Here is an 18,711-nt window from a genome sequence, read left to right as displayed (position 1 = left end):
TTTTGAATTATCCATAGATTCATTTTTTTACAAGGTATTGACTTATGAAGGGCTTCAAAATTCCTAAACCAGCTGAACAGATAATTCCCCAAACAAAAAATCTGTTCAAATCAGTTTTGTTCATTAGCCTGCTAGTCAGCTCTTTTACTTTAGCGCAGATGGGTGTGACTGCTATTGACACCTACTTCTTTGCTCATCCTCAACTGATGTATCTGGTTGTGAAGTGGGCATTTGTGATGGTTTTTGCAGTATTTAACAGCTTGCTGTTAACGGGTATAGGTGTGTTGGCACACGAAGGTATCCATGGGGTGCTATTCAAAAGCAAGTTTTGGAATGATTTGTGGGGTGGGACATTATCTGCTTTAGTTGTGATGCTCCCTTTTTATGCCAATCGAAAGTTTCATTTGACCCATCATCGTTATACTCATCAGCCTGGTTTAGATCCTGAGGAAAAATTGCATAATCATCCCTTTTGGTATGCATTTATGATGGGAGGAGCGATCGCTCTTTATGAACACTACAAAATAGTAGCAGCAGCTTTATTTTCAGGTAAGTGGAATAAGGTATTTCGAGGTTTAAAAGATATTAGTTTTGTGAGTTTGGCTGTAGCTTTCTATTTTTACCTGCTACCAATATTAGGGATTTCCCCTTGGTATACAGTCATTCCCACCTTTGTGTTAGCACCACCAGTATATTCATTTCGTGCCTTGTGCGATCATTATGCTTTTGCTGCTGCTGTTTCACCTGCCATACAAAAAAGCCTTGAGCACGAAGCAGACGCAGAAGATGAGTTTGAGAATCTTCAAGGCGATCGCTTACAGGTTGACAGTTGGGTAATTCTAACTAACCCTTTCATAAATTGGCTGTGGAGCCATATTAATTATCAACAGGTACATCATCGCTATCCTTATCTATCTCACCAATATCTACCTGATATTTTTGAAGCTACGAAGTACGAACAACCCTATGCAGTAGCTACAGGTTTTTTTCGTTGCTTAATGAGCTTGAAAAATATGCAATATTACTCTAAACCTGAACAAATCAAGTCTTTCTTGCTTAGAGAAATTTCTGGAAACTCGATTTAAATGTCTCAAGCTTTAAATGCAATTTTTATTATCCAAACTTCTTTAACTTTAGAGGGTTTACAAATGCACTCACATATTCATAATTCACCTATTTCAACCGTAAAACGGTCTTACACACCTGAAGCAATACAAGCCTGGTTAGTCTCTAATATTTCCGAGATGCTAGGAATTGAACCTGATGAAATAGATATTCGAGAACCTTTAGACAGTTATGGCTTGGATTCAGCACAAGGCATGGTTCTTGCAAGTAGAGCAGAAAAATTACTTGGATTTAAGTTATCTTTGATTTTATTGTGGCATTACCCTACTATTGAAGCACTGAGCAAGCGTTTAGCAGAAGACTTTGTAGATTCAGAGTCAGAGACTTTTGAATTTTGAATCAGCGCTCACACATTTTTGCTCGTGATTTTAGGTTAGTTCAAGTATTTCAGAATAAGTTGTGGCGCAAACATTAGTTATCTTTTTCTCCACAAAGCTTAATTCTCTTTTGAGGTAACTATAATTTGTCCACAACACAATCTTTCACTAGAAAACCTATTTCTCAAACTAGATAAAAATATTCAGCGGAGGAGATGCTAGAACTATGAATACATCTGAACTTTTGGAAGACCTTACTCAAAAAGGTGTTCAAATTTGGGTAGATAATGACAAACTTAATATTCGTTCTCCTAAAGGGGTAATCACACCAGAAATGCAGGCAGAGCTAAGTGCCTATAAAGCAGAAATCTTAGCATTGTTACGTGCTCAAGATCTAGCAGCTAAAGCCGCTTGTGTTCCTTTGAGCATTGGACTAAGTTTACAAACTATCGGTCGTTTAATTGGGGGATTTGTTAAACACTCAAATGTGGAATATCAGCCACCAGTGATTGACCCTCAAGTGATGGCTCAAAAGCTAACAGTAACATTTAGACCTTTACCTAAAGGCTACGAGCAGATAGAAATCATTAAATTTCGAGAAGAATTGGCAACTAAGCTCAAGGATTATGGTGTAAAAGTTTTACCTTGGGAAGAAGCAACAACAGAGTTTAACTATTTAATTAGTCTACCTAAAACTAGCTTAAAGAAAACTATCAAAATCAAAAATGTCAAAGCAGAAATTGATGCAGTTATTGATGTAGAGAACCCCCCGTTCTTATTAAGAAAATTAGGTATATGTGTAGCAGAGAATTTATATCAAATCTATTCATCTTTGCTTTGGAAAAATCGAGAAGTCTCTGTTTCCAGAATAGCTAAATTAAGTAGTTGGGCTGAAGACCATACAGCCAAGTACATTGAAGACCCTACAAATACTCAGGTAATCACCCTGACAAAACTAGATCAGGAATTTGTCAACCCTTTACTTCCTTATCAACAAAAAATAAAGATAGGTTTAAATACTTTAATCAGAACATTTTCAGAGATGGTGATTGGAGTATCTGAGGAAAAAATTTCCATCTTAAATATGAATCTTTCCGATTCTGTGTTTCCGAGAAGTGAGATAGAAAACTTTGTTACTAACTCACTAATTCCTAAAGTATTTGTGCCAATATATCCGCTTTTACTAAGTCGATTTGAGCTAGGACAGTATCATCCTCATGAATCGAGCTATGCTGCAAAATTAGTGAAATTAGGTAATGAGTTGGCTTGCACTGGTCTGTTTCCTCCAGGTTTTAAGCTTTATGAAGTGATCAAAAGAAAATCCCATAGAGATATTGTGAATGTCATAGTGAATGGCAGAACAGGTGTTTCTTATGGTTTTGTTGCTTATGCTGAACCTCCACAATATGTTGGTGAACCAGAAATAAGTGAACATGAGTGGCAAAGTTTATTACCTGTAACAGGATTTCATAGTAATGAACTCCGTCAAAATGAAAAAGGTCGGTTTTATATCAAAACCAAGGTTAAAGGAGAATATTTATTTAAGCAAATACCAGATATCTGGATAGTTAGCTCTCGTTCTGGCTCGAACAAAACAGATTTAAAGCTTGAAAGTGATATCATCCGGATTGGTTTGAAAGAAAAGTTATTTCTTCAATTACCACAAAATATTAATCCAGAGTTAGTAGATATTAAACCTTCCTACGATATCTACGTCATGCTTGCTATTAGCTTATCTGCTGCTTTATATACACCAGAACTGATTAGAAATGGTGCGCCAATTGTTCATTTTCATGGTTACCCAGCATTAGAATGGTTTCAACAAAATGAATACTGTGTTGGTGTTAAAAATCCCTCAGTTCCTTGTGGAACGTATGAATCAGGAGTATTCAATTTTTTGGGTATTTCTAGCTTGACGAGTCAACAGGTAGAAAATATAGCCTTGGTAAGTTTAATCGAGCCAGATCATGGCACAAATTTCATTGCTCGTGATTTGGAATATCTAGTAGAAAGATTAAAGACTGGGTGTGCAGAAGGACAAATTGAACTTGGTGGTAAACATTTTACTTCTTTAAAAGCAAAATTAGACAATCGTTAATTTGAATTGGATGCAAACCACAATATAAAACATAGCAGTTATGTTATATGACAGAAAACTTTCTCCTTTAGAGCAAGTTATAGAAGTAGTTAATCGTCGTGCTAGCGCATACAACATAGTTACGACTTGTCGAATTAAGGGAATCTTTAGTGAAGTAATTCTCAGACAAGCTCTTGAGGTGCTACAAGCACGTCACCCTCGTCTAAACTGCCGGATTGTCGGTAAGTTAAATAGTCTGCGTTTTGAAACTGGAGTTATCCATATTCCTGTACGCGTTGTGGAAAAGTATGAGCATCAACAGTGGCAAGAAGTTGCATTAGAAGAACTCAATCAAAAAATTGAGAGTCACAAAAGTTTGATGCGGGTTGTCCTGGTTCAGATCAAAACAGAAAAAAACCTCAATTATTTAATTACAACAATTCATCACGCGATCGCAGACGGCTTATCATGCATTCAACTGCATTCAGAACTGTTGAGATATTGTCAAAAAATTGCATCTTTTGAACCAATAGAAGTTGCCACTTTACCTGTACTGCCATCGATAGAAAAGCTTCTGCCAACTTCGATGCAAGGATGGAAAGGTGCATTAAATATATTCTCAACCGTATGCAGGCATTTGGTAACAGAGATTTGGTATCGACCAAAAACTTTAAAATTTGAACAATTCGTACCTATAGAATCGCGCTGTTCTGGCATGGTTCACAGAACGCTCAATACAGAGCAAACCGGACAGTTAATAAATGCTTGTAGACAAAATCAGACAACTGTACATACTGCTTTATGTGCGGCGATGTTGTTTGCAGCAGGTAGAAAAATCACTGGTGGCAAGAAAACAAATTTAAACGTCAGCTGTTGGTCAAATATTAATCTGCGTAATCGTCTCAAACCAGAGATTAGCGATCACCACTTGGGTGTATTGGTTTCTGGTGACATCTCATGCCATACCCTCAGAACAAATACATCCTTTTGGGATTTAGCTCGTAACAGCAGACAACAAATAAAAGCAACTCTAGAAAGCGATCGCATCTTCTGTTCAGCGTTGTTAATTAAGCTGTTTACCGATTTTCTTCTCGCTTACCCTCGTCAGATGTTTGGCACAGTAGGTGTCACCAATATAGGTAGAGTCGATATTCCTTCAGATTATGGCTTATTTGAACTAGAAGAAATTAGCTTTGTTCCTGCATGGGGAGCATTTGGAGGTTTGTGTGTTGCAGTTCTGACTTTTGAGTCAAAAATGTTTTTGAATTTCATGTTTTCTGAACCTGCTATCAGTCAGGAAGTTGCGGAAATTCTTGCAGATAATGTCCTTGCCTGTATTGTTAAGGCTAGCAACAACAAAAAATTTACTTTTGCCGATCAAATGAGTGCGATCTCACCCTATCATTCAGCCTCATCTTCTAGAAGTACTTTTGCTCATCAAGTCTCTAAACGCTATAAGTAAAAATTTTTCTGAATATAAACCAAAGTCGATTTAGTAATTAAAGACGCGCTCTGCGAAAGAGGATTTCTGCACCTTTTTTGCAAGCTTACAGATGTTTGTTTAGTACTGAATATGCAAGGTGAAGTTGATAGTAGGTAGCTTCATGAGCTGAGTTTAGTTAACTTTTAATATGAAGGTATTTATGCCTTACAACAGGAAACTTTCTGCTTTCGAGCAAGCAATGGAGATTTTGAATCGCCGTGCTACAACATACAACATAGTCACAATTTGTCGAATTAAGGGAATCTTTAGTGAGGAAATTTTCAGACAAGCTCTTGAGGTGCTACAAGCACGTCACCCTCGTCTAAACTGCCGGATTGTCGGTAAGTTAAATAGCCTACGTTTTGAAACTGGAGTTATCCATATTCCTGTACGCGTTGTGGAAAAGTATGAGCATCAACAGTGGCAAGAAGTTGCATTAGAAGAACTTAATCAAAAAATTGAGAGTCACAAAAGTTTGATGCGAGTTGTACTGGTTCGCATCAAAACAGAAAAAAACCTCAATTATTTAATTACAACAATTCATCACGCGATCGCAGACGGCTTATCATGCATTCAACTGCATTCAGAACTGTTGAGATATTGTCAAAAAATTGCATCTTTTGAACCAATAGAAGTTGCTCCTTTACCTGTACTGCCACCGATAGGAAATCTTCTTCCAGCTTCGATGCAAGGGTGGAAAGGTGCGGTAAATATATTTTTAGCAATATCAAGGCTTTTATTCAAAGATATTTGGTATCGACCAAAAACATTAAAGTTTGAAAAATTCTTACCTATTGAAGCACGTCGTACTGGTTTAGTTCACAGAACGTTGAATATAGAGCAAACCAGACAGTTGCTAAATGCTTGTAGGCAGAATCAGACTACGGTGCATTCTGCTTTATGTGCGGCGATGGTGTTTGCATCAGCCAGAAAAATTACTGCTGGTAGTAAAACAAATTTAGGTGTCAGTTGTTGGTCACCAATCAACATACGCAATCGTCTGAAACCAGAAGTTAGTCATGAGCATTTGGGTGTGCTAGTTTCTGGTGATATCTCATGTCATACCCTCAGAATAAATACATCCTTTTGGGATTTGGCTCGCAATCGAAAACAACAAATGGAAGCATCAATAGCAGGCGATCGTGTCTTCTGTTTACCACTGATCACCAAGTTTTTGATCAATTTCCTTCTCGCTTTTCCTCATCAAGTATTTTCAACAATAGGTGTCACCAATATAGGTGTAGTAAATATTCCTTCAAATTATGATTTATTTGAACTAGAAGAAATTAGTTTTGTTACTGGTAATGCCGCATTTAGGGGTTTGTGTGTTGCAGTTCTGACTTTTGAGTCAAAAATGTTTTTGAATTTCATGTTTTCTGAGCCTGCAATTAGTCAGGAAACAGCAGAAGTCCTTGTGGATAATGTCTTTACTTGTATTGTTGAGGCTAGCAAAAATAAAAAATTTACCTTTGCTGATCAAATGATTGCCATTCCTGAGTATCAATCGACTTCACTTTCAAAAAGTGCTTTAAGAACTGCTCGTCGAGTATCTAAACAAGATTGATGAAAAGATTTAGTTGATAACAAATTCAGCCTTTCTAGCCCCTGTCTTTTTAAATATCAATCTACTTATGCTTTATCTTTACGACAGGAAACTTTCTACTTTCGAGCAAGCAATGGAGATTTTGAATCGCCGTGCTACAACATATAACATAGTTACAACTTGTCGAATCAAGGGAATATTTAGTGAAGAAATTCTCAGACAAGCTCTGGAAGTACTACAAACACGCCATCCTCGTCTAAACTGCCGGATTGTAGGCAGGCTAAATAGTCTGCGCTTTGAAACCGCAACAGTTGAGATTCCTTTACGCGTTGTGGAAAAGCGTGAGCAACAACAGTGGCAAGAAGTTGCACTAGAAGAACTCAATCAAAAAATTGATAGCCACGAAAGTTTACTGCGAGTCGTATTGGTTCGAGTTCAAAATCAAAATAATCTCAATTATTTGATTACGACAATTCATCATGCGATCGCAGATGGCTTATCATGCATTCAATTGCATTCGGAACTATTAAGCTATTGTCAAAAAATTACGTCTTTTGAACCAATAGAAGTTGCTCCTTTACCTGCAATGCCACCAATAGGAAATCTTCTTCCGGCTTCGATGCAAGGTTGGAAAGGTACAGTTAATATATTTTTAGCGGTATGCAGACATTTCTTAAAAAAGATTTGGTATCGTCCACAAACTTTGAAACTTGAAAAATTTTTACCAATTGAAGCACGGCGTACAGGTTTGGTTCATAGAACTCTGAATACAGAGCAAACCAGACAGTTACTAAATGCTTGTCGGCAGAATCAAACAACAGTATATGCTGCTTTATGTGCAGCAATGTTATTTGCAACTGCCAGAAAAATTACTAGTGGTAATAAGACAAATATAGGTGTTAGTTGTTGGTCAACAATCAATATACGTAATCGTCTTAAACCAGAAGTTAGTAATGAGCATTTGAGCGTATTAGTTTCGGGTGATATTTCATTTCATATTCTCAAAATCAATACATCCTTTTGGGATTTGGCTCGGAATCGAAAAGAACAAATGGAAGCAACAATAGCAAGTGAGCGCATCTTCTGTTTACCACTAATTACTAAGTTTTTAATCAATTTTCTTCTTGCTTTCCCTTATCAGGCTGTTTCAACTGTAGGTATCACGAATGTCGGTATAGTAAATATTCCTGCAAATTATGGTTTACTTGAGCTAGAAGAAATTAGTTTTGTTACTTCCATCGCAGCATTTCAAGGTTTACGTGTTGCAGTTCTAACTTTTGAGTCAAAAATGTTTTTGAATTTCATGTTTTCTGAGCCTGCTATCAGTCAAGAAACAGTAGAAATTCTTGTGAATAATGTCCTTACCTATATTATTGAAGCCAGTAATAACCAACAATTAACCTTTGGCAATTAGGTATTAAATAATCTGCTATGCATCTTTGTATAGAAATTTTCATTTGAACACCTTAAAAGTGAGTAATTTTTATGAACTTATCTGAACAAACACTTCTTATCTCAGGAATTAGTGGATTTATCGGTTTACGAACTGCCGAGCTAGCCATAGCACGAGGAATCAAAGTTCGGGGACTGGCACGTTCCGCAGAAAAAGCCAAAAAAGCTCAAAAGCTGGGTGCCGAAATTATTATTGGTAGTGTTACCGATCCTGCGATCGCTTCTAAAGCTTGTCAGGAAGTAGACATCGTTTTACATACAGCTGGTATTGCCCAAGAAAGTGGCTCATTGAAGCATTTTCGTGAGGTCAATGTTGGTGGAACTATTAACATGGCTAAAGCTGCCAAGAGCGCTGGTGTCAAAATCTTCACCCATCTCTCTAGTGCTATGGTTTACGGTTTCAACTATCCCGATCACGTAACAGAAGAAGGGCCACTACGTGGTGAGAATAATCCTTTATGCCAAACGAAAATAGAAGCCGAAGAAGCACTCTTACAACTTCATGACCTGCCAAATTTTGGAATTATTATTATTAGACCGGGAGATGTTTATGGCCCAGGAAGTATTCCCTGGGTAGTGCGACCAGTTGTGATGATGCATCAAAAATTATTTGCATTGATTAATGATGGACAGGGAATCAGCAACCATGTATATATTGACAACCTAATTGATGCTATCTTTCTTGCCATTGAAAAAGAAGCATATGGAGAAATATTTAACATAACTGATGGACAAAATACTTCTTGGAAAGAATATTTTACATATCTAGCAAAAATAGCAAATTTACCTGTACCCTTTTCTCTACCAAAAGAGGAAGCCAAATTATTTATTAGAGTACGTGAACAAGGACAAAAACTTTTTCGCAAAAAACCCGACCTTCTACCAGAAACTATAGACTTTCTCTCACGACCTTATGCATATTCTATTGCCAAGGCACAAAGAATTTTAAATTATGAACCAAAAATTGACTTAGAAGAGGGAATGCGACGCACACAGGAATGGCTACAAAAAACTGATATTAAACAATTGGTGTAATAGCCAAATAAAGGGTATTTGAGCTTATATAATTTCTGTTGAAATACCATAATCACCTTTAATGCAGAGTAATTGTAAGTTTTTTAATGATTAATCAAATGGACTTAATTTAATATTTTTGAAAAAAATTAAGTCTTATGTAACTAGTACAAACTACAATTTGTATTCAGAATTATGTTCAATAAATTAACTCTCTTTAGTCTTTTTCTGTTTTCTAACTTAGCAGTTTTTAACTTGGCAACAGCTAATCCAAAATCTACTGTAAAATTAACTGTTGTAGTCGATGGTATCCGTAATCAAAAAGGACAGATTTGCTTGAGAATATATGGTAATGAACGCGGATTTCCTTTAAGCGATACTAGTGAAGTAAAAAGTGGCTGCGTTAAAATTCAAGGAAGTTCTGTAAAAAAGGAATTCAACGGACTAAAGCCAGGAACTTATGCTGTCGCTGTAGTAGACGATCAAAATGGAGATTACAATTTAAACAGAGATTTTTTAGGTATTCCTCAAGAAGGTTTTGGTATTTCCAAAAATCCAACTGTATCAATGCTAAAGGGAATACCAAAATTTCAAGATGCTAGTTTTTCATTAAAAAACGATACAACGATTAAAATTAATATGAAATATTCACTTGATCCATAAAATTAACTTTGACTATAATCTCCAAATAAAATAATTATTGATGTCAAAGTTCCTCGTAAGTGGCTCAAAATTAAAAAAATAAAACATCACCCTCAACCTCACCCCCACTAAGAGTGAGGCTTTTCAGTTTAGTTGAAAAAACTATTAAGACAAAGCAAGACATTAACATGATTTTTTGATATCTTTAGTTTTATAAGTTTAGATAAATAAAATAAAAAGCCAGTGATAGAAATACCACTGGCAAAGAAGAAAATTTAAAATAAGAGCTTGCTATGCTTAATGTTTTAAATTAAGCATAAGGTTGTTATGGCTCTATAATTATTTTAAAATTCAATCTCTATCAAACTGGTAACTAATTCAAAAGGTAGAAACTTAAACGTAAAGCCACCAGTTACTTTCTTTGCTTCGCTCTCTGTTAATATCTCAAAAGATTGAGATTGGAACTTTTGAGCAACTGATTGCGTTGTTTGACGACGTAATTTTTGCTTGGTGTTTAACATGATTGCTTCTCCGAGATAAAGTTATTCTCTAAATAAATAATTATATAAAAATACTATTTTGTAAATTTAAATGCTATTTTTGTGCAACGAAAATTATTAGAGATATTACGACTTAAGCAAGGCTTTTTAAATACAGTAGATATTAGGTTTAAAAGGAGTGGAGCATGACTGTTCCACCCCTTCTATTTAAAACACTTACTAAATGTGTTTTATTTCTTGAGTGCAAGACAAAGTTAATTTTTTAGTATCTGATATAGTATTCTCAATCTGCCACCACAAGAGAAAAAACACGTTATGTATCAAGTTACATAAACCTTACATTTAAACTCTTACTACAAGTTTTTCTCGTTTCAAAAAGCTCTGCTGCTCCAAAGAGTATTGAAGCTTCAGATAAACTAGCTCTGAAGCAGCGATCGCAGCATCAAAGTATCTTTGAATCTCTTCATTTTTTAAACGAAGATTTATATTCATAGTATTTTCCTGCTAGCGGTAACCTATAGAAATGCTTCAATTTATGAGCAAGGAGGAAATGACGGTCAGGTTTGGCGTTCTGCTAGCTTCGATTTTACTGTTTCTTTCATTAGCAAATAGTCTTCCCATGTCTTACTCAGTCCCTTTCGCTTACAACTTACATAAAAAGCGTACAGCCTACCTAAACCTAAGTAATTGCTGAAAAGAAGGCATTTGCATTTTGATATTTGAATATCAGTAATAATGTGTGAGTTCGGACTTATGATGTAATAGTTACATCCCAAGGATTTTGCCAAAAGAGCAAGTATGCGTGGTTGATAAAAAGTTATGTGCTGTCCAGACTCAAACGAATAGTACCACCAAGAAATTGGTGGTATTTTAGTATTAAATGTTTAAGTGCTGAAAATCAGCGTTTTGCAGCCAGATTTCATGAATATTTTACTTAAGAATTTGAGAGGATTTTCAATATGTTCGAGTACTTCAAAAGCAAATAGAGCATCTGCCTCGAATTTATCGGTTGGTTCAAAGGCTTTCGCAAATAGGTTCTGACAGTATTTATCGGTTGTATAACAATCAAACCCAATATCTCGCATTAACCTGGTTAATAGACCATAACCACCAGATACATCCAAGAATTTACCTTTGCCGTTGAACATACACTGAAGAATAGGCTCTAAAAAAGTACAATTAAATTAGAGATATTTCGTCTCACAAGACCTGTATCAGTATCGGCAATAGCTTCCTGATATGCCTCATCTAACCAATACGGTTTTTCTGTTTTTAGTAAACCACTTTCTTCACAGAAGTAGTAAGTCACCTAGTACTTTTCTAAAATAGTCTCTGCAAAGACTGGATACATTGACTTCCCAGAGATGGGACAACAGACGTTGTAATTAAATATTATGACTTGATTTTTGGACGTCATAAATAATGCTATCCAATACACCTTAATTAACGACAAGCAATCGGAATTTGATTAAAACAGCGTATAATATGAATTCTCTCAGCCAATAAACTTCACTATCTAATAACCCAATTCAGTGGCAGTAGATATAGCTGTCGCATAGCACCTAAACATCAAACAAAGATTTTCCATTGCTTCTAGAGAGTGAATAGCGATCGCTCTGACAATATAGGTGGCTCCAGTTTTGGTTTACCCATTACTAAAGTGCGATCGCCAGCGCACACTAAGATAGTCTAAAAGTTATGAGCGAATTGAGTAAGGGTAATGTATTTACTCTTCAGCTGCCATCTAAACTACTCATGGTTAATATTGTGATGATTTTTTTTGATTACCTTTAGTATGCTATTTGTGACTCAGTAGTTTTACAAACATGAAAATTTCCCTAAAAATCTTTATTGAGTAAGTTTTTAAATTGATAGTTTGTTATACGACATATTAAGACATAAATATATTAGGGAGATAAAACTTTTTGATAGACTTTTATTAACTCAGCAGCAGAATCTATTTGATGAAGCTCACTGATTCGTTTTCCACTATTTACTATGTTATCAGTGCGAAGCTCAGAGTTATCTAGCATCTGTAAAATTAAGTTAGCGATTTGATTAATGTCAAGAGGATTAAAAATAAAACGTGAATCGTCAATAATTTCGGGAATAGAAGTTACAGAAGAACATATAACTGGAGTTTCCAAAGACATAGCTTCTAGAAGCGGCAAGCACCCCGCTTCATATAATGTTGGGATTACAACTAACGAACAGTTTTTGTATAGCCAGTATAATTCAGTTTCAGGCACAATATCCAAAAAATGGATTTGGTCAGCAACATCAGATTTTTCTAAATAATTTTCTATCACTGGAAAAAATCTTGAGTTTTTCTTTCCAGTGCATAAAATGTGTATCAATCTACCAAAATTTTCTTTAATGTATTCTACTGCTTTAATTAAGGATAAATGATTTTTATGTTGCCAAGTTTGGGCAGGATAAAGTAAAAAACTATCCCATTTAGCATATTTATTCTGATAGATTAACTGTTCTTCAGAAGTGGGAGGCTGCAGATACATTTTTTGATAAGGTAGGGGAGAAATATGGATTTTATTATCATCTAGCCGGAAGTATTTAATCAGATCTTGCTTTACATGGTTAAAAGAAACAATAATAGCACTAGATTTTTCAAGTGATTTCCAATAATGCTCTGCCCTCCAAACCCGCTCTTGAGGAGTAAAAAATTCAGGATAGTGTAATTCCTGAACATCATGCATAGTTACAGTCAATGGATAGGGTAAATTATAGTATGGTGGAACCTGATAAGGCACATGAAGTAAGTCAATATCTAAGGATGCAAACCAGAGAAACAAGGGGTCAATATACTTAACTCCTTGATTAGAAATATTTAATTTGACTAATAATTGAGAGAGAAGGTTAGCCAATTGACTAATTGCTATCCCAATAAAACTAGATTTGTATGGAATTAAATATGGCTTTGCTTTAGCTTGATATTTGTTAATCAGATCAAGACAATTTTTCTCTAGTTCAGCAGAGCATAAAACTAGAATATTAAGTTCTTGAAATTTACTTTGACTTAACAAAATTTCAAGAAGACGCCAACTGTAGGGAGCAATGCCACCATTATGTATACTTAAATCGCCTAACCAATAACCTATTTTCATTGCTTTTCTCTAAATATATCTCTCTTTGTCAAAAAGATGTTTGTTGATTAAAGATTCTTCTTGTCTAATTCCACCAAAACCCAAAATTAACTCTGCGATCGTACCTAAACCAACGCTAAAGCAACCTAAGCTTCCTATATTTCTATAGTTGTACATAGTTGCGTCTCGTTCAGTTGAATTGATTCACATATTATGTTGAAGAGATACTAAATTGCAACTTATATGCAACTTAAATGAAACTCATATGTAATATATTCAAAGTGGATTTATTTTTCTGTTAAAAGACACCAGCAGTTCTAAGCGAAGTTTATCCTAGTTCGCTCTTGGAACATGGGCTAAAGTACTAATACTGTAGGTATAACTGAGCAAGTAAGCTGTAAAGTCGCACCTACCTTTTTTCTCGATAGGACTTTTGAGCCAGCCCACAAATCCCGTTAGCTTCTTCTTTCTTGATTATATTTAAGTTCATAACTAAATTCTTAATAATCAATCTGAAGACGTGGAATGTGGATTGAAAAAATGTTGCATATGAGTTGCAGTCTAGTATCTTAGTAGCATAATATGCGTATCAACCCACCTTGACGGGATGAAGCTTGAAAATGTAAGAAGCTAGTCCTTTCAAATTAGTATGAGCAATACTGACTTTTGGCTCAAAAGCTTGACAGAATTTGAATAGTTTAGACCTAGTTAATACTAACTTGTGAACCCAATTCATCAGTTGTACAAAGAATTAATGAATTAGGAGTATTCATTGTTTATTGTACAAGATTCAGTTTGCATTTTATCTGAGTTTAAGCAGGTAATTTACCATGACAATTATCGCAAATAAAACAGTACTTTTAACTGGTGCCTCACGCGGTCTAGGAGTTCATATAGCCCATGCCTTAGCAAAAGAGCAAGCAACCATAATTGGTATTTCTCGCTCCAAGACTGGGCTGAATAAAACACGTGATGAAGTCAAATCTTTAGGTGGTAAATTTATTGGTTTTACTTTTGATATCACAAACGTTGAACAGTTATCAGTGCTAATACAGCATATTAATAACACAGTCAGCCCAGTTGATATTTTAATTAATAATACTGGAGTAGAAATTTATCAATCTTTCGCCAATTATTCTCTGAAGGATCTCCAATCAGTATTGACAACGAATCTACTAGCTGCAATGGAATTAACCCGTTTGTTATTGCCAACTATGTTGGAGCGGAATAGTGGTCATATTGTTAATATTTCTTCTTTAGCTGGTAAAAAAGGAGTTCCTTACAACAGTATCTACTCAGCAAGCAAAGCTGGTTTGATTATGTGGACTGATTCTCTACGCCAGGAATTAGCTAGCACTGGTATAAATTTCTCAGCAATATGTCCAGGATATATCTCTGAAACAGGGATGACTGTTGATAGTGGCTTGCCTATTCCCACATTAGCGGGTACGTCAAAACCAGAAGAAGTAGCAAAAGCAGTCATTAAAGCTATTCAGAAAAACAAAGCCGAAGTAATTATCAATGAAAGTGCGATCGCAGAATTTTTGACCAAAGTAATGTTTGGTATTGGACAAGTTGCCCCACAATTTGTAGATGCGGTTTACCGTTGGATTGCTGTAGCTAGACTTAACCAAATGCGTGCAGAAAATTTTGCAAAAAATCAATATAACCGTGCTTGATATTCACAGTTTTACTAGGAAAATTATTAAGGTAATTTTCCTACAAGCACTTGATGATAAGGACTCATGTAAAAATAATTTGCATAATTAAGTAGTAATTCTGGGTTTAATTACATAATTCCATTCACCACGAAAAGAGTTACGCTCAATTGCAATAGCATTAAACTCTTGGTCTGTAACTTTCATACCTGTTGGGTAGCGATATTTATCTAAACTCGCTTCTACTAGTAATCCTTGTTGAGTGGTAGTATTGCGAATTAAATTAATTACGACTTGCAAGCTAGTTAAAGCTAGGCTTATATTTTCTCAAATTAAAGGAGTTTTATGATGAATGAAAAGAAAAACATCAATTTGAGAGGATTTTATAATTTAAACAATTTTGGTGATGACTTACTTCTTATTTCAATCCTAGAGTTTTTAACTAAAGAATTAGGATTTACAAGTAAAAACGTAAATATTTACATAGAGAAGAAGAGCGAATCATTAGCAGAAATTAAATTTGATAGCCAAATAAAATTACAATACTCTATAGAGTTTCCAGATGTAGTTCGTCAACGCCTAAATCGAATATTTGAAAAAATTCATTTGCCTCTAAAAGTTCCACCTCCGCATGAAATTGGCAAAAATATGTTTGAAGAAGGAGCATCAAAAAAACTACAATTTTTAGGTTATTGTATATTTGCTTTTCTTAATTTAATTATTATCGTTATAGATTTAATATTGTATAAATTTTTCCGGAAAGCTTTATTTCTTACAGTCTATTTTAGCTTTGTAGAAAATCTAGATTTAATTCATTACATAGGAGGAGGTTACTTTACCGATAAATGGCGATTGTCTCTTATTGCTGAATTTTTTAATATCTTTTTAGCAAAAACGTTAAATCCTGGTTTAAAAATTATTGGTACGGGATTAGGTTTAGGACCTTTTAATAATAACCTAGCTCGAAAAATGTTCAATTTTATCGCTAAAAGATTTGATTATTTATTTGTTAGAGAGAATGAGTCTTTGGAGCTACTTGAGGATTTAAATGTTGATATATATAAAAAAGTACTGGGTGATGACGTTATCCTACTTTTACCTTATCTTGAAAATTTGAAAAATCAAGCTAATATAAATCAGCAAAATTATAACAATATAATTGCGCTTAATCTTAAAAATTTTCCCGATCATGATTATTCATTAATAAAGGAAAATCTGGAAAATTATATGAAATTAATAGAAAATCAAAATTCTAAAATTGAATATTTTTGCTTTGGGAGAAAACCAGGACCTGATGATCGCAATTTAATAGAAATATTTGATAAATATTTCTATGAGAATTTAGTTATTCACGATCCTTATGAAGATGGATGGACTAGTTTTCTTGAAAAATTGGCAAAAGCCGATGTAGGGTTAGGTTTTGCATATCATTTCAATGTTATTTTGACTTTGTTGAGTATTCCTACGATCAGTGTTTATTCGGGAGAGTACTATCGGCAAAAAATAACAGGGGTTATGAAACTACTGAGTAAGGACTCAATAGTTTGGTCAATTGATAAATTGGCAGTGGAAAATTTAGTTGAAGGTTTGGATTTTGCAAAGGTTTTAAAGCAAGGCCTCGTAGAAGACAAAGTAAAACATCTATATCAAGAGATGACATCAGAATACTTGAGTGCATATAAAAGTTTACTGAATAACATCCCTCTTGTGTCACTTTCCGGGGTAAGCAAGTAGTAAATCAGTTACATGACCCAGAAGCAAAACCGGGTTTAAGACGAAGTTATCTGTCCCCCTAACTGCCAGTTTTCCTTCTCCTTTCCTACAAGCACTTGATGATAACAACCGTTTAGTTAACTCAATTACTGAAGTGACTAACCAATCAGTTGAATTGGTTCGGCAGGGATTATATGAGGAATTTCTCGTGTAGCAATCCATGAATTTCTTAACCGCGCTTTGGTGCCTCAATCCTAGTTGTGAGCAAATAAGCCAGCTATATGCTTGCAATTGGCTTGTTACTCGCATCACCGCTATTTAAACCTTTGGCTTTTGAAGAGAAACCATGAACCTTTTCCGCCTTCTTTTACGCACTTCTGCTCTTCTCCTCAGCCTTGCTGTATTAGCTGGCATCCTTAGTGGCGGCTGTGCTGCTGGTCTGATTGCCCTAATTAATGCCACATTGAGTCAAAATCAACCATCGACTAATACGTTAATTTGGAGCTTTACTACTCTGTGTCTGGTGCGGCTTATTGCTAATTTCGCTTCTCAAGTTTTGCTTATCCATCTTTCAGAAAAAGCGATTCTCGACCTGCGGATGCTGTTAAGCCGCCGTATTCTTGCTTCTCCCTTACGTCAGTTAGAACAAGTTGGGGCTTATCGTCTTCTTGCTGCCCTCACTGAAGATATCCGAACAATCTCCAGCACAGTTTTTATTATTCCCTTTTTCTGTATAAACACAGCCATTGTGATTGCTTGCTTGATCTATCTTGGTTGGCTCTCTGACACTGTGTTCTTTGTCGGTGTTTGCTTTCTGTTCTTGGGAATATTCAGCTATTTACTACCCATGATGAAAGCCATGTCTTTACTGAAATTGGCTCGCGAACAGGAAGATAGGTTATTTAATCATTTCTGCGCTATAACTCAAGGCACAAAGGAACTGAAACTGCATCGCCAGCGACGGCAATCATTTCTTAAAGAAGACCTTCGCACTACTGCCCTATCATACCGTCGTCATAACGTTATTGGTATGAGTGTTTTTGCGGCTGCTGCCAGCTGGGGACAAATTCTATTTTTTGTCGCTATTGGTTTGCTTTTATTTTTTCTACCTTCTTTAACAAAGATTCATCCCGCAATTTTATCTGCTTATGCCCTAACTATCATCTATATGATGTCACCGTTAGAGCACATAATGAGTATGCTGCCTACTATAGCCAGAGCATTAGTGGCATTAAAAAAAGTTGAGTCTCTGGGTCTTTCATTGCCTAACAATTCAAACGAAACTACCTCTGTTGCAGCACTTCCCTCAGAAAAATTTTGGCAGTGTCTAGAATTAGTGAACGTTACCCATAGCTATTATCAAGAACGAGAGGAGACAAACTTTATTCTTGGCCCTATTAACTTAAAATTCAATCCGGGAGAATTAGTTTTTATAGTCGGAGGTAATGGTAGTGGTAAGTCCACACTCGCTAAATTGATTTCTGGTCTTTATATACCTGAAGCTGGAGAAATTTATTTAGATAGGAAGCTGATCGACAATCACAATAGAGAGTGGTATCGCCAGCAATTTTCAGTCGTATTTTCTGACTTCTATCTTTTTGAGCGTTTACTTGGTTTGGATAGTAACGACCTAGATGCTCAAACTCAAAACTATCTTGTCCAACTACAACTTGATCATAAAGTTAAGGTCAACAATGGGGTGCTTTCTACCACAAACCTTTCTCAAGGACAGCGCAAGCGCCTTGCTCTACTCACTACCTATTTAGAAGATCGCCCCATTTATATGTTTGATGAATGGGCTTCAGATCAAGATCCTGTCTTTAAGGAAATATTCTACACACAACTTTTACCAGAACTAAAAAGTAGAGGCAAAACCGTATTAGTTATTAGCCACGATGATCGATATTTTCACATTGCAGACCGGATAGTCAAGCTGGAATACGGCAAAGTGAAATATGACAAAAATCCTGCATTAATTAAAATTTGATGTATGAGGAAGACAAAAAATGTTTTTAAATCATCTAAAACCGTTTGTACACTCTGATTTTTTAAACAACATTTCAGAAAAAATCATTACGTGAAAAAC

At 35.4% G+C, this 18,711-nt stretch carries 16 protein-coding genes and 2 pseudogenes; 11 read left to right on the top strand and 7 right to left on the bottom strand.

What is annotated here, in order from left to right; translation table 11 throughout:
• Positions 1-44 precede the first annotated feature (44 nt).
• The 8 genes and pseudogenes from QUB80_RS32370 to QUB80_RS32335 all read left to right on the top strand — a co-directional run bounded on the left by QUB80_RS32370 (position 45) and on the right by QUB80_RS32335 (position 9,674).
• A complete protein-coding gene (locus tag QUB80_RS32370; RefSeq protein WP_289793555.1) occupies positions 45-1,085 on the top strand; it encodes a fatty acid desaturase family protein in 1,041 nt (346 codons plus the stop codon).
• A gap of 63 nt (positions 1,086-1,148) precedes the next feature.
• Complete coding sequence (locus tag QUB80_RS32365) at positions 1,149-1,463, top strand: phosphopantetheine-binding protein (protein WP_289793588.1); 315 nt, start codon at positions 1,149-1,151, stop codon at positions 1,461-1,463.
• 205 nt (positions 1,464-1,668) lie between these two features.
• Positions 1,669-3,540: a TubC N-terminal docking domain-related protein gene (locus QUB80_RS32360; protein ID WP_289793554.1), complete on the top strand. Its 1,872-nt coding sequence runs from the start codon at positions 1,669-1,671 to the stop codon at positions 3,538-3,540.
• A gap of 40 nt (positions 3,541-3,580) precedes the next feature.
• Entirely contained in the window at positions 3,581-4,981 is a 1,401-nt protein-coding gene (locus tag QUB80_RS32355) for a phthiocerol/phthiodiolone dimycocerosyl transferase family protein (protein ID WP_289793553.1), read from the top strand.
• 181 nt (positions 4,982-5,162) lie between these two features.
• On the top strand, positions 5,163-6,566 hold the full coding sequence (locus QUB80_RS32350) for a phthiocerol/phthiodiolone dimycocerosyl transferase family protein (RefSeq protein WP_289793552.1): 1,404 nt from the start codon (positions 5,163-5,165) through the stop codon (positions 6,564-6,566).
• A 67-nt stretch (positions 6,567-6,633) separates the two neighbouring features.
• Positions 6,634-7,956, top strand: a pseudogene (locus QUB80_RS32345) (phthiocerol/phthiodiolone dimycocerosyl transferase family protein); the annotation flags it as partial.
• A gap of 74 nt (positions 7,957-8,030) precedes the next feature.
• A complete protein-coding gene (locus QUB80_RS32340) occupies positions 8,031-9,032 on the top strand; it encodes an NAD-dependent epimerase/dehydratase family protein (protein WP_289793551.1) in 1,002 nt (333 codons plus the stop codon).
• Between the two features lie 174 nt (positions 9,033-9,206).
• Positions 9,207-9,674 (top strand): DUF2141 domain-containing protein, encoded by a 468-nt coding sequence (locus QUB80_RS32335; RefSeq protein WP_289793550.1) that lies wholly within the window; start codon positions 9,207-9,209, stop codon positions 9,672-9,674.
• Positions 9,675-9,997: 323 nt separating this feature from the next.
• Here QUB80_RS32335 and QUB80_RS32330 read toward each other — a convergent pair whose 3' ends face one another.
• The 6 genes from QUB80_RS32330 to QUB80_RS32305 form a co-directional block, all read right to left on the bottom strand.
• Entirely contained in the window at positions 9,998-10,174 is a 177-nt protein-coding gene (locus tag QUB80_RS32330; protein WP_289793549.1) for a hypothetical protein, read from the bottom strand.
• A gap of 321 nt (positions 10,175-10,495) precedes the next feature.
• Positions 10,496-10,645 (bottom strand): hypothetical protein, encoded by a 150-nt coding sequence (locus QUB80_RS32325; protein ID WP_289793548.1) that lies wholly within the window; start codon positions 10,643-10,645, stop codon positions 10,496-10,498.
• Positions 10,646-11,037: 392 nt separating this feature from the next.
• Positions 11,038-11,301: a methyltransferase domain-containing protein gene (locus tag QUB80_RS32320; RefSeq protein ID WP_289793547.1), complete on the bottom strand. Its 264-nt coding sequence runs from the start codon at positions 11,299-11,301 to the stop codon at positions 11,038-11,040.
• 17 nt (positions 11,302-11,318) lie between these two features.
• A complete protein-coding gene (locus tag QUB80_RS32315) occupies positions 11,319-11,462 on the bottom strand; it encodes a hypothetical protein (RefSeq protein ID WP_289793546.1) in 144 nt (47 codons plus the stop codon).
• A 598-nt stretch (positions 11,463-12,060) separates the two neighbouring features.
• Positions 12,061-13,275 (bottom strand): glycosyltransferase family 4 protein, encoded by a 1,215-nt coding sequence (locus QUB80_RS32310; RefSeq protein WP_289793545.1) that lies wholly within the window; start codon positions 13,273-13,275, stop codon positions 12,061-12,063.
• A gap of 9 nt (positions 13,276-13,284) precedes the next feature.
• Positions 13,285-13,431, bottom strand: coding sequence for a hypothetical protein (locus QUB80_RS32305; protein ID WP_289793544.1), 147 nt, complete (start codon positions 13,429-13,431; stop codon positions 13,285-13,287).
• Positions 13,432-14,084: 653 nt separating this feature from the next.
• On the opposite strand from QUB80_RS32305, the gene QUB80_RS32300 reads away from it, so the two are divergent.
• Positions 14,085-14,933: an SDR family NAD(P)-dependent oxidoreductase gene (locus QUB80_RS32300; RefSeq protein ID WP_289793543.1), complete on the top strand. Its 849-nt coding sequence runs from the start codon at positions 14,085-14,087 to the stop codon at positions 14,931-14,933.
• Positions 14,934-15,020: 87 nt separating this feature from the next.
• Here QUB80_RS32300 and QUB80_RS32295 read toward each other — a convergent pair.
• Positions 15,021-15,221, bottom strand: a pseudogene (locus QUB80_RS32295) (ISAzo13-like element transposase-related protein); the annotation flags it as partial.
• A gap of 36 nt (positions 15,222-15,257) precedes the next feature.
• On the opposite strand from QUB80_RS32295, the gene QUB80_RS32290 reads away from it, so the two are divergent.
• Complete coding sequence (locus tag QUB80_RS32290) at positions 15,258-16,646, top strand: polysaccharide pyruvyl transferase family protein (RefSeq protein WP_289793542.1); 1,389 nt, start codon at positions 15,258-15,260, stop codon at positions 16,644-16,646.
• Positions 16,647-16,971: 325 nt separating this feature from the next.
• A complete protein-coding gene (locus QUB80_RS32285; protein ID WP_289793541.1) occupies positions 16,972-18,612 on the top strand; it encodes a cyclic peptide export ABC transporter in 1,641 nt (546 codons plus the stop codon).
• Positions 18,613-18,711: the final 99 nt, after the last annotated feature.

This window comes from Chlorogloeopsis sp. ULAP01 (assembly GCF_030381805.1).
GTDB lineage: Bacteria > Cyanobacteriota > Cyanobacteriia > Cyanobacteriales > Nostocaceae > Chlorogloeopsis.
This window is presented reverse-complemented; position numbering and strand designations above follow the sequence as displayed.

Bases quoted from the DNA above. Each gene is read 5' to 3' on its own strand.
- QUB80_RS32370 (WP_289793555.1), top strand. From the start codon at position 45: ATGAAGGGCTTCAAAATTCCTAAACCAGCTGAACAGATAATTCCCCAA.
- QUB80_RS32365 (WP_289793588.1), top strand. From the start codon at position 1,149: ATGCACTCACATATTCATAATTCACCTATTTCAACCGTAAAACGGTCT.
- QUB80_RS32360 (WP_289793554.1), top strand. From the start codon at position 1,669: ATGAATACATCTGAACTTTTGGAAGACCTTACTCAAAAAGGTGTTCAA.
- QUB80_RS32355 (WP_289793553.1), top strand. From the start codon at position 3,581: ATGTTATATGACAGAAAACTTTCTCCTTTAGAGCAAGTTATAGAAGTA.
- QUB80_RS32350 (WP_289793552.1), top strand. From the start codon at position 5,163: ATGCCTTACAACAGGAAACTTTCTGCTTTCGAGCAAGCAATGGAGATT.
- QUB80_RS32340 (WP_289793551.1), top strand. From the start codon at position 8,031: ATGAACTTATCTGAACAAACACTTCTTATCTCAGGAATTAGTGGATTT.
- QUB80_RS32335 (WP_289793550.1), top strand. From the start codon at position 9,207: ATGTTCAATAAATTAACTCTCTTTAGTCTTTTTCTGTTTTCTAACTTA.
- QUB80_RS32330 (WP_289793549.1), bottom strand. From the start codon at position 10,174: ATGTTAAACACCAAGCAAAAATTACGTCGTCAAACAACGCAATCAGTT.
- QUB80_RS32325 (WP_289793548.1), bottom strand. From the start codon at position 10,645: ATGAATATAAATCTTCGTTTAAAAAATGAAGAGATTCAAAGATACTTT.
- QUB80_RS32320 (WP_289793547.1), bottom strand. From the start codon at position 11,301: ATGTTCAACGGCAAAGGTAAATTCTTGGATGTATCTGGTGGTTATGGT.
- QUB80_RS32310 (WP_289793545.1), bottom strand. From the start codon at position 13,275: ATGAAAATAGGTTATTGGTTAGGCGATTTAAGTATACATAATGGTGGC.
- QUB80_RS32305 (WP_289793544.1), bottom strand. From the start codon at position 13,431: ATGTACAACTATAGAAATATAGGAAGCTTAGGTTGCTTTAGCGTTGGT.
- QUB80_RS32300 (WP_289793543.1), top strand. From the start codon at position 14,085: ATGACAATTATCGCAAATAAAACAGTACTTTTAACTGGTGCCTCACGC.
- QUB80_RS32290 (WP_289793542.1), top strand. From the start codon at position 15,258: ATGATGAATGAAAAGAAAAACATCAATTTGAGAGGATTTTATAATTTA.
- QUB80_RS32285 (WP_289793541.1), top strand. From the start codon at position 16,972: ATGAACCTTTTCCGCCTTCTTTTACGCACTTCTGCTCTTCTCCTCAGC.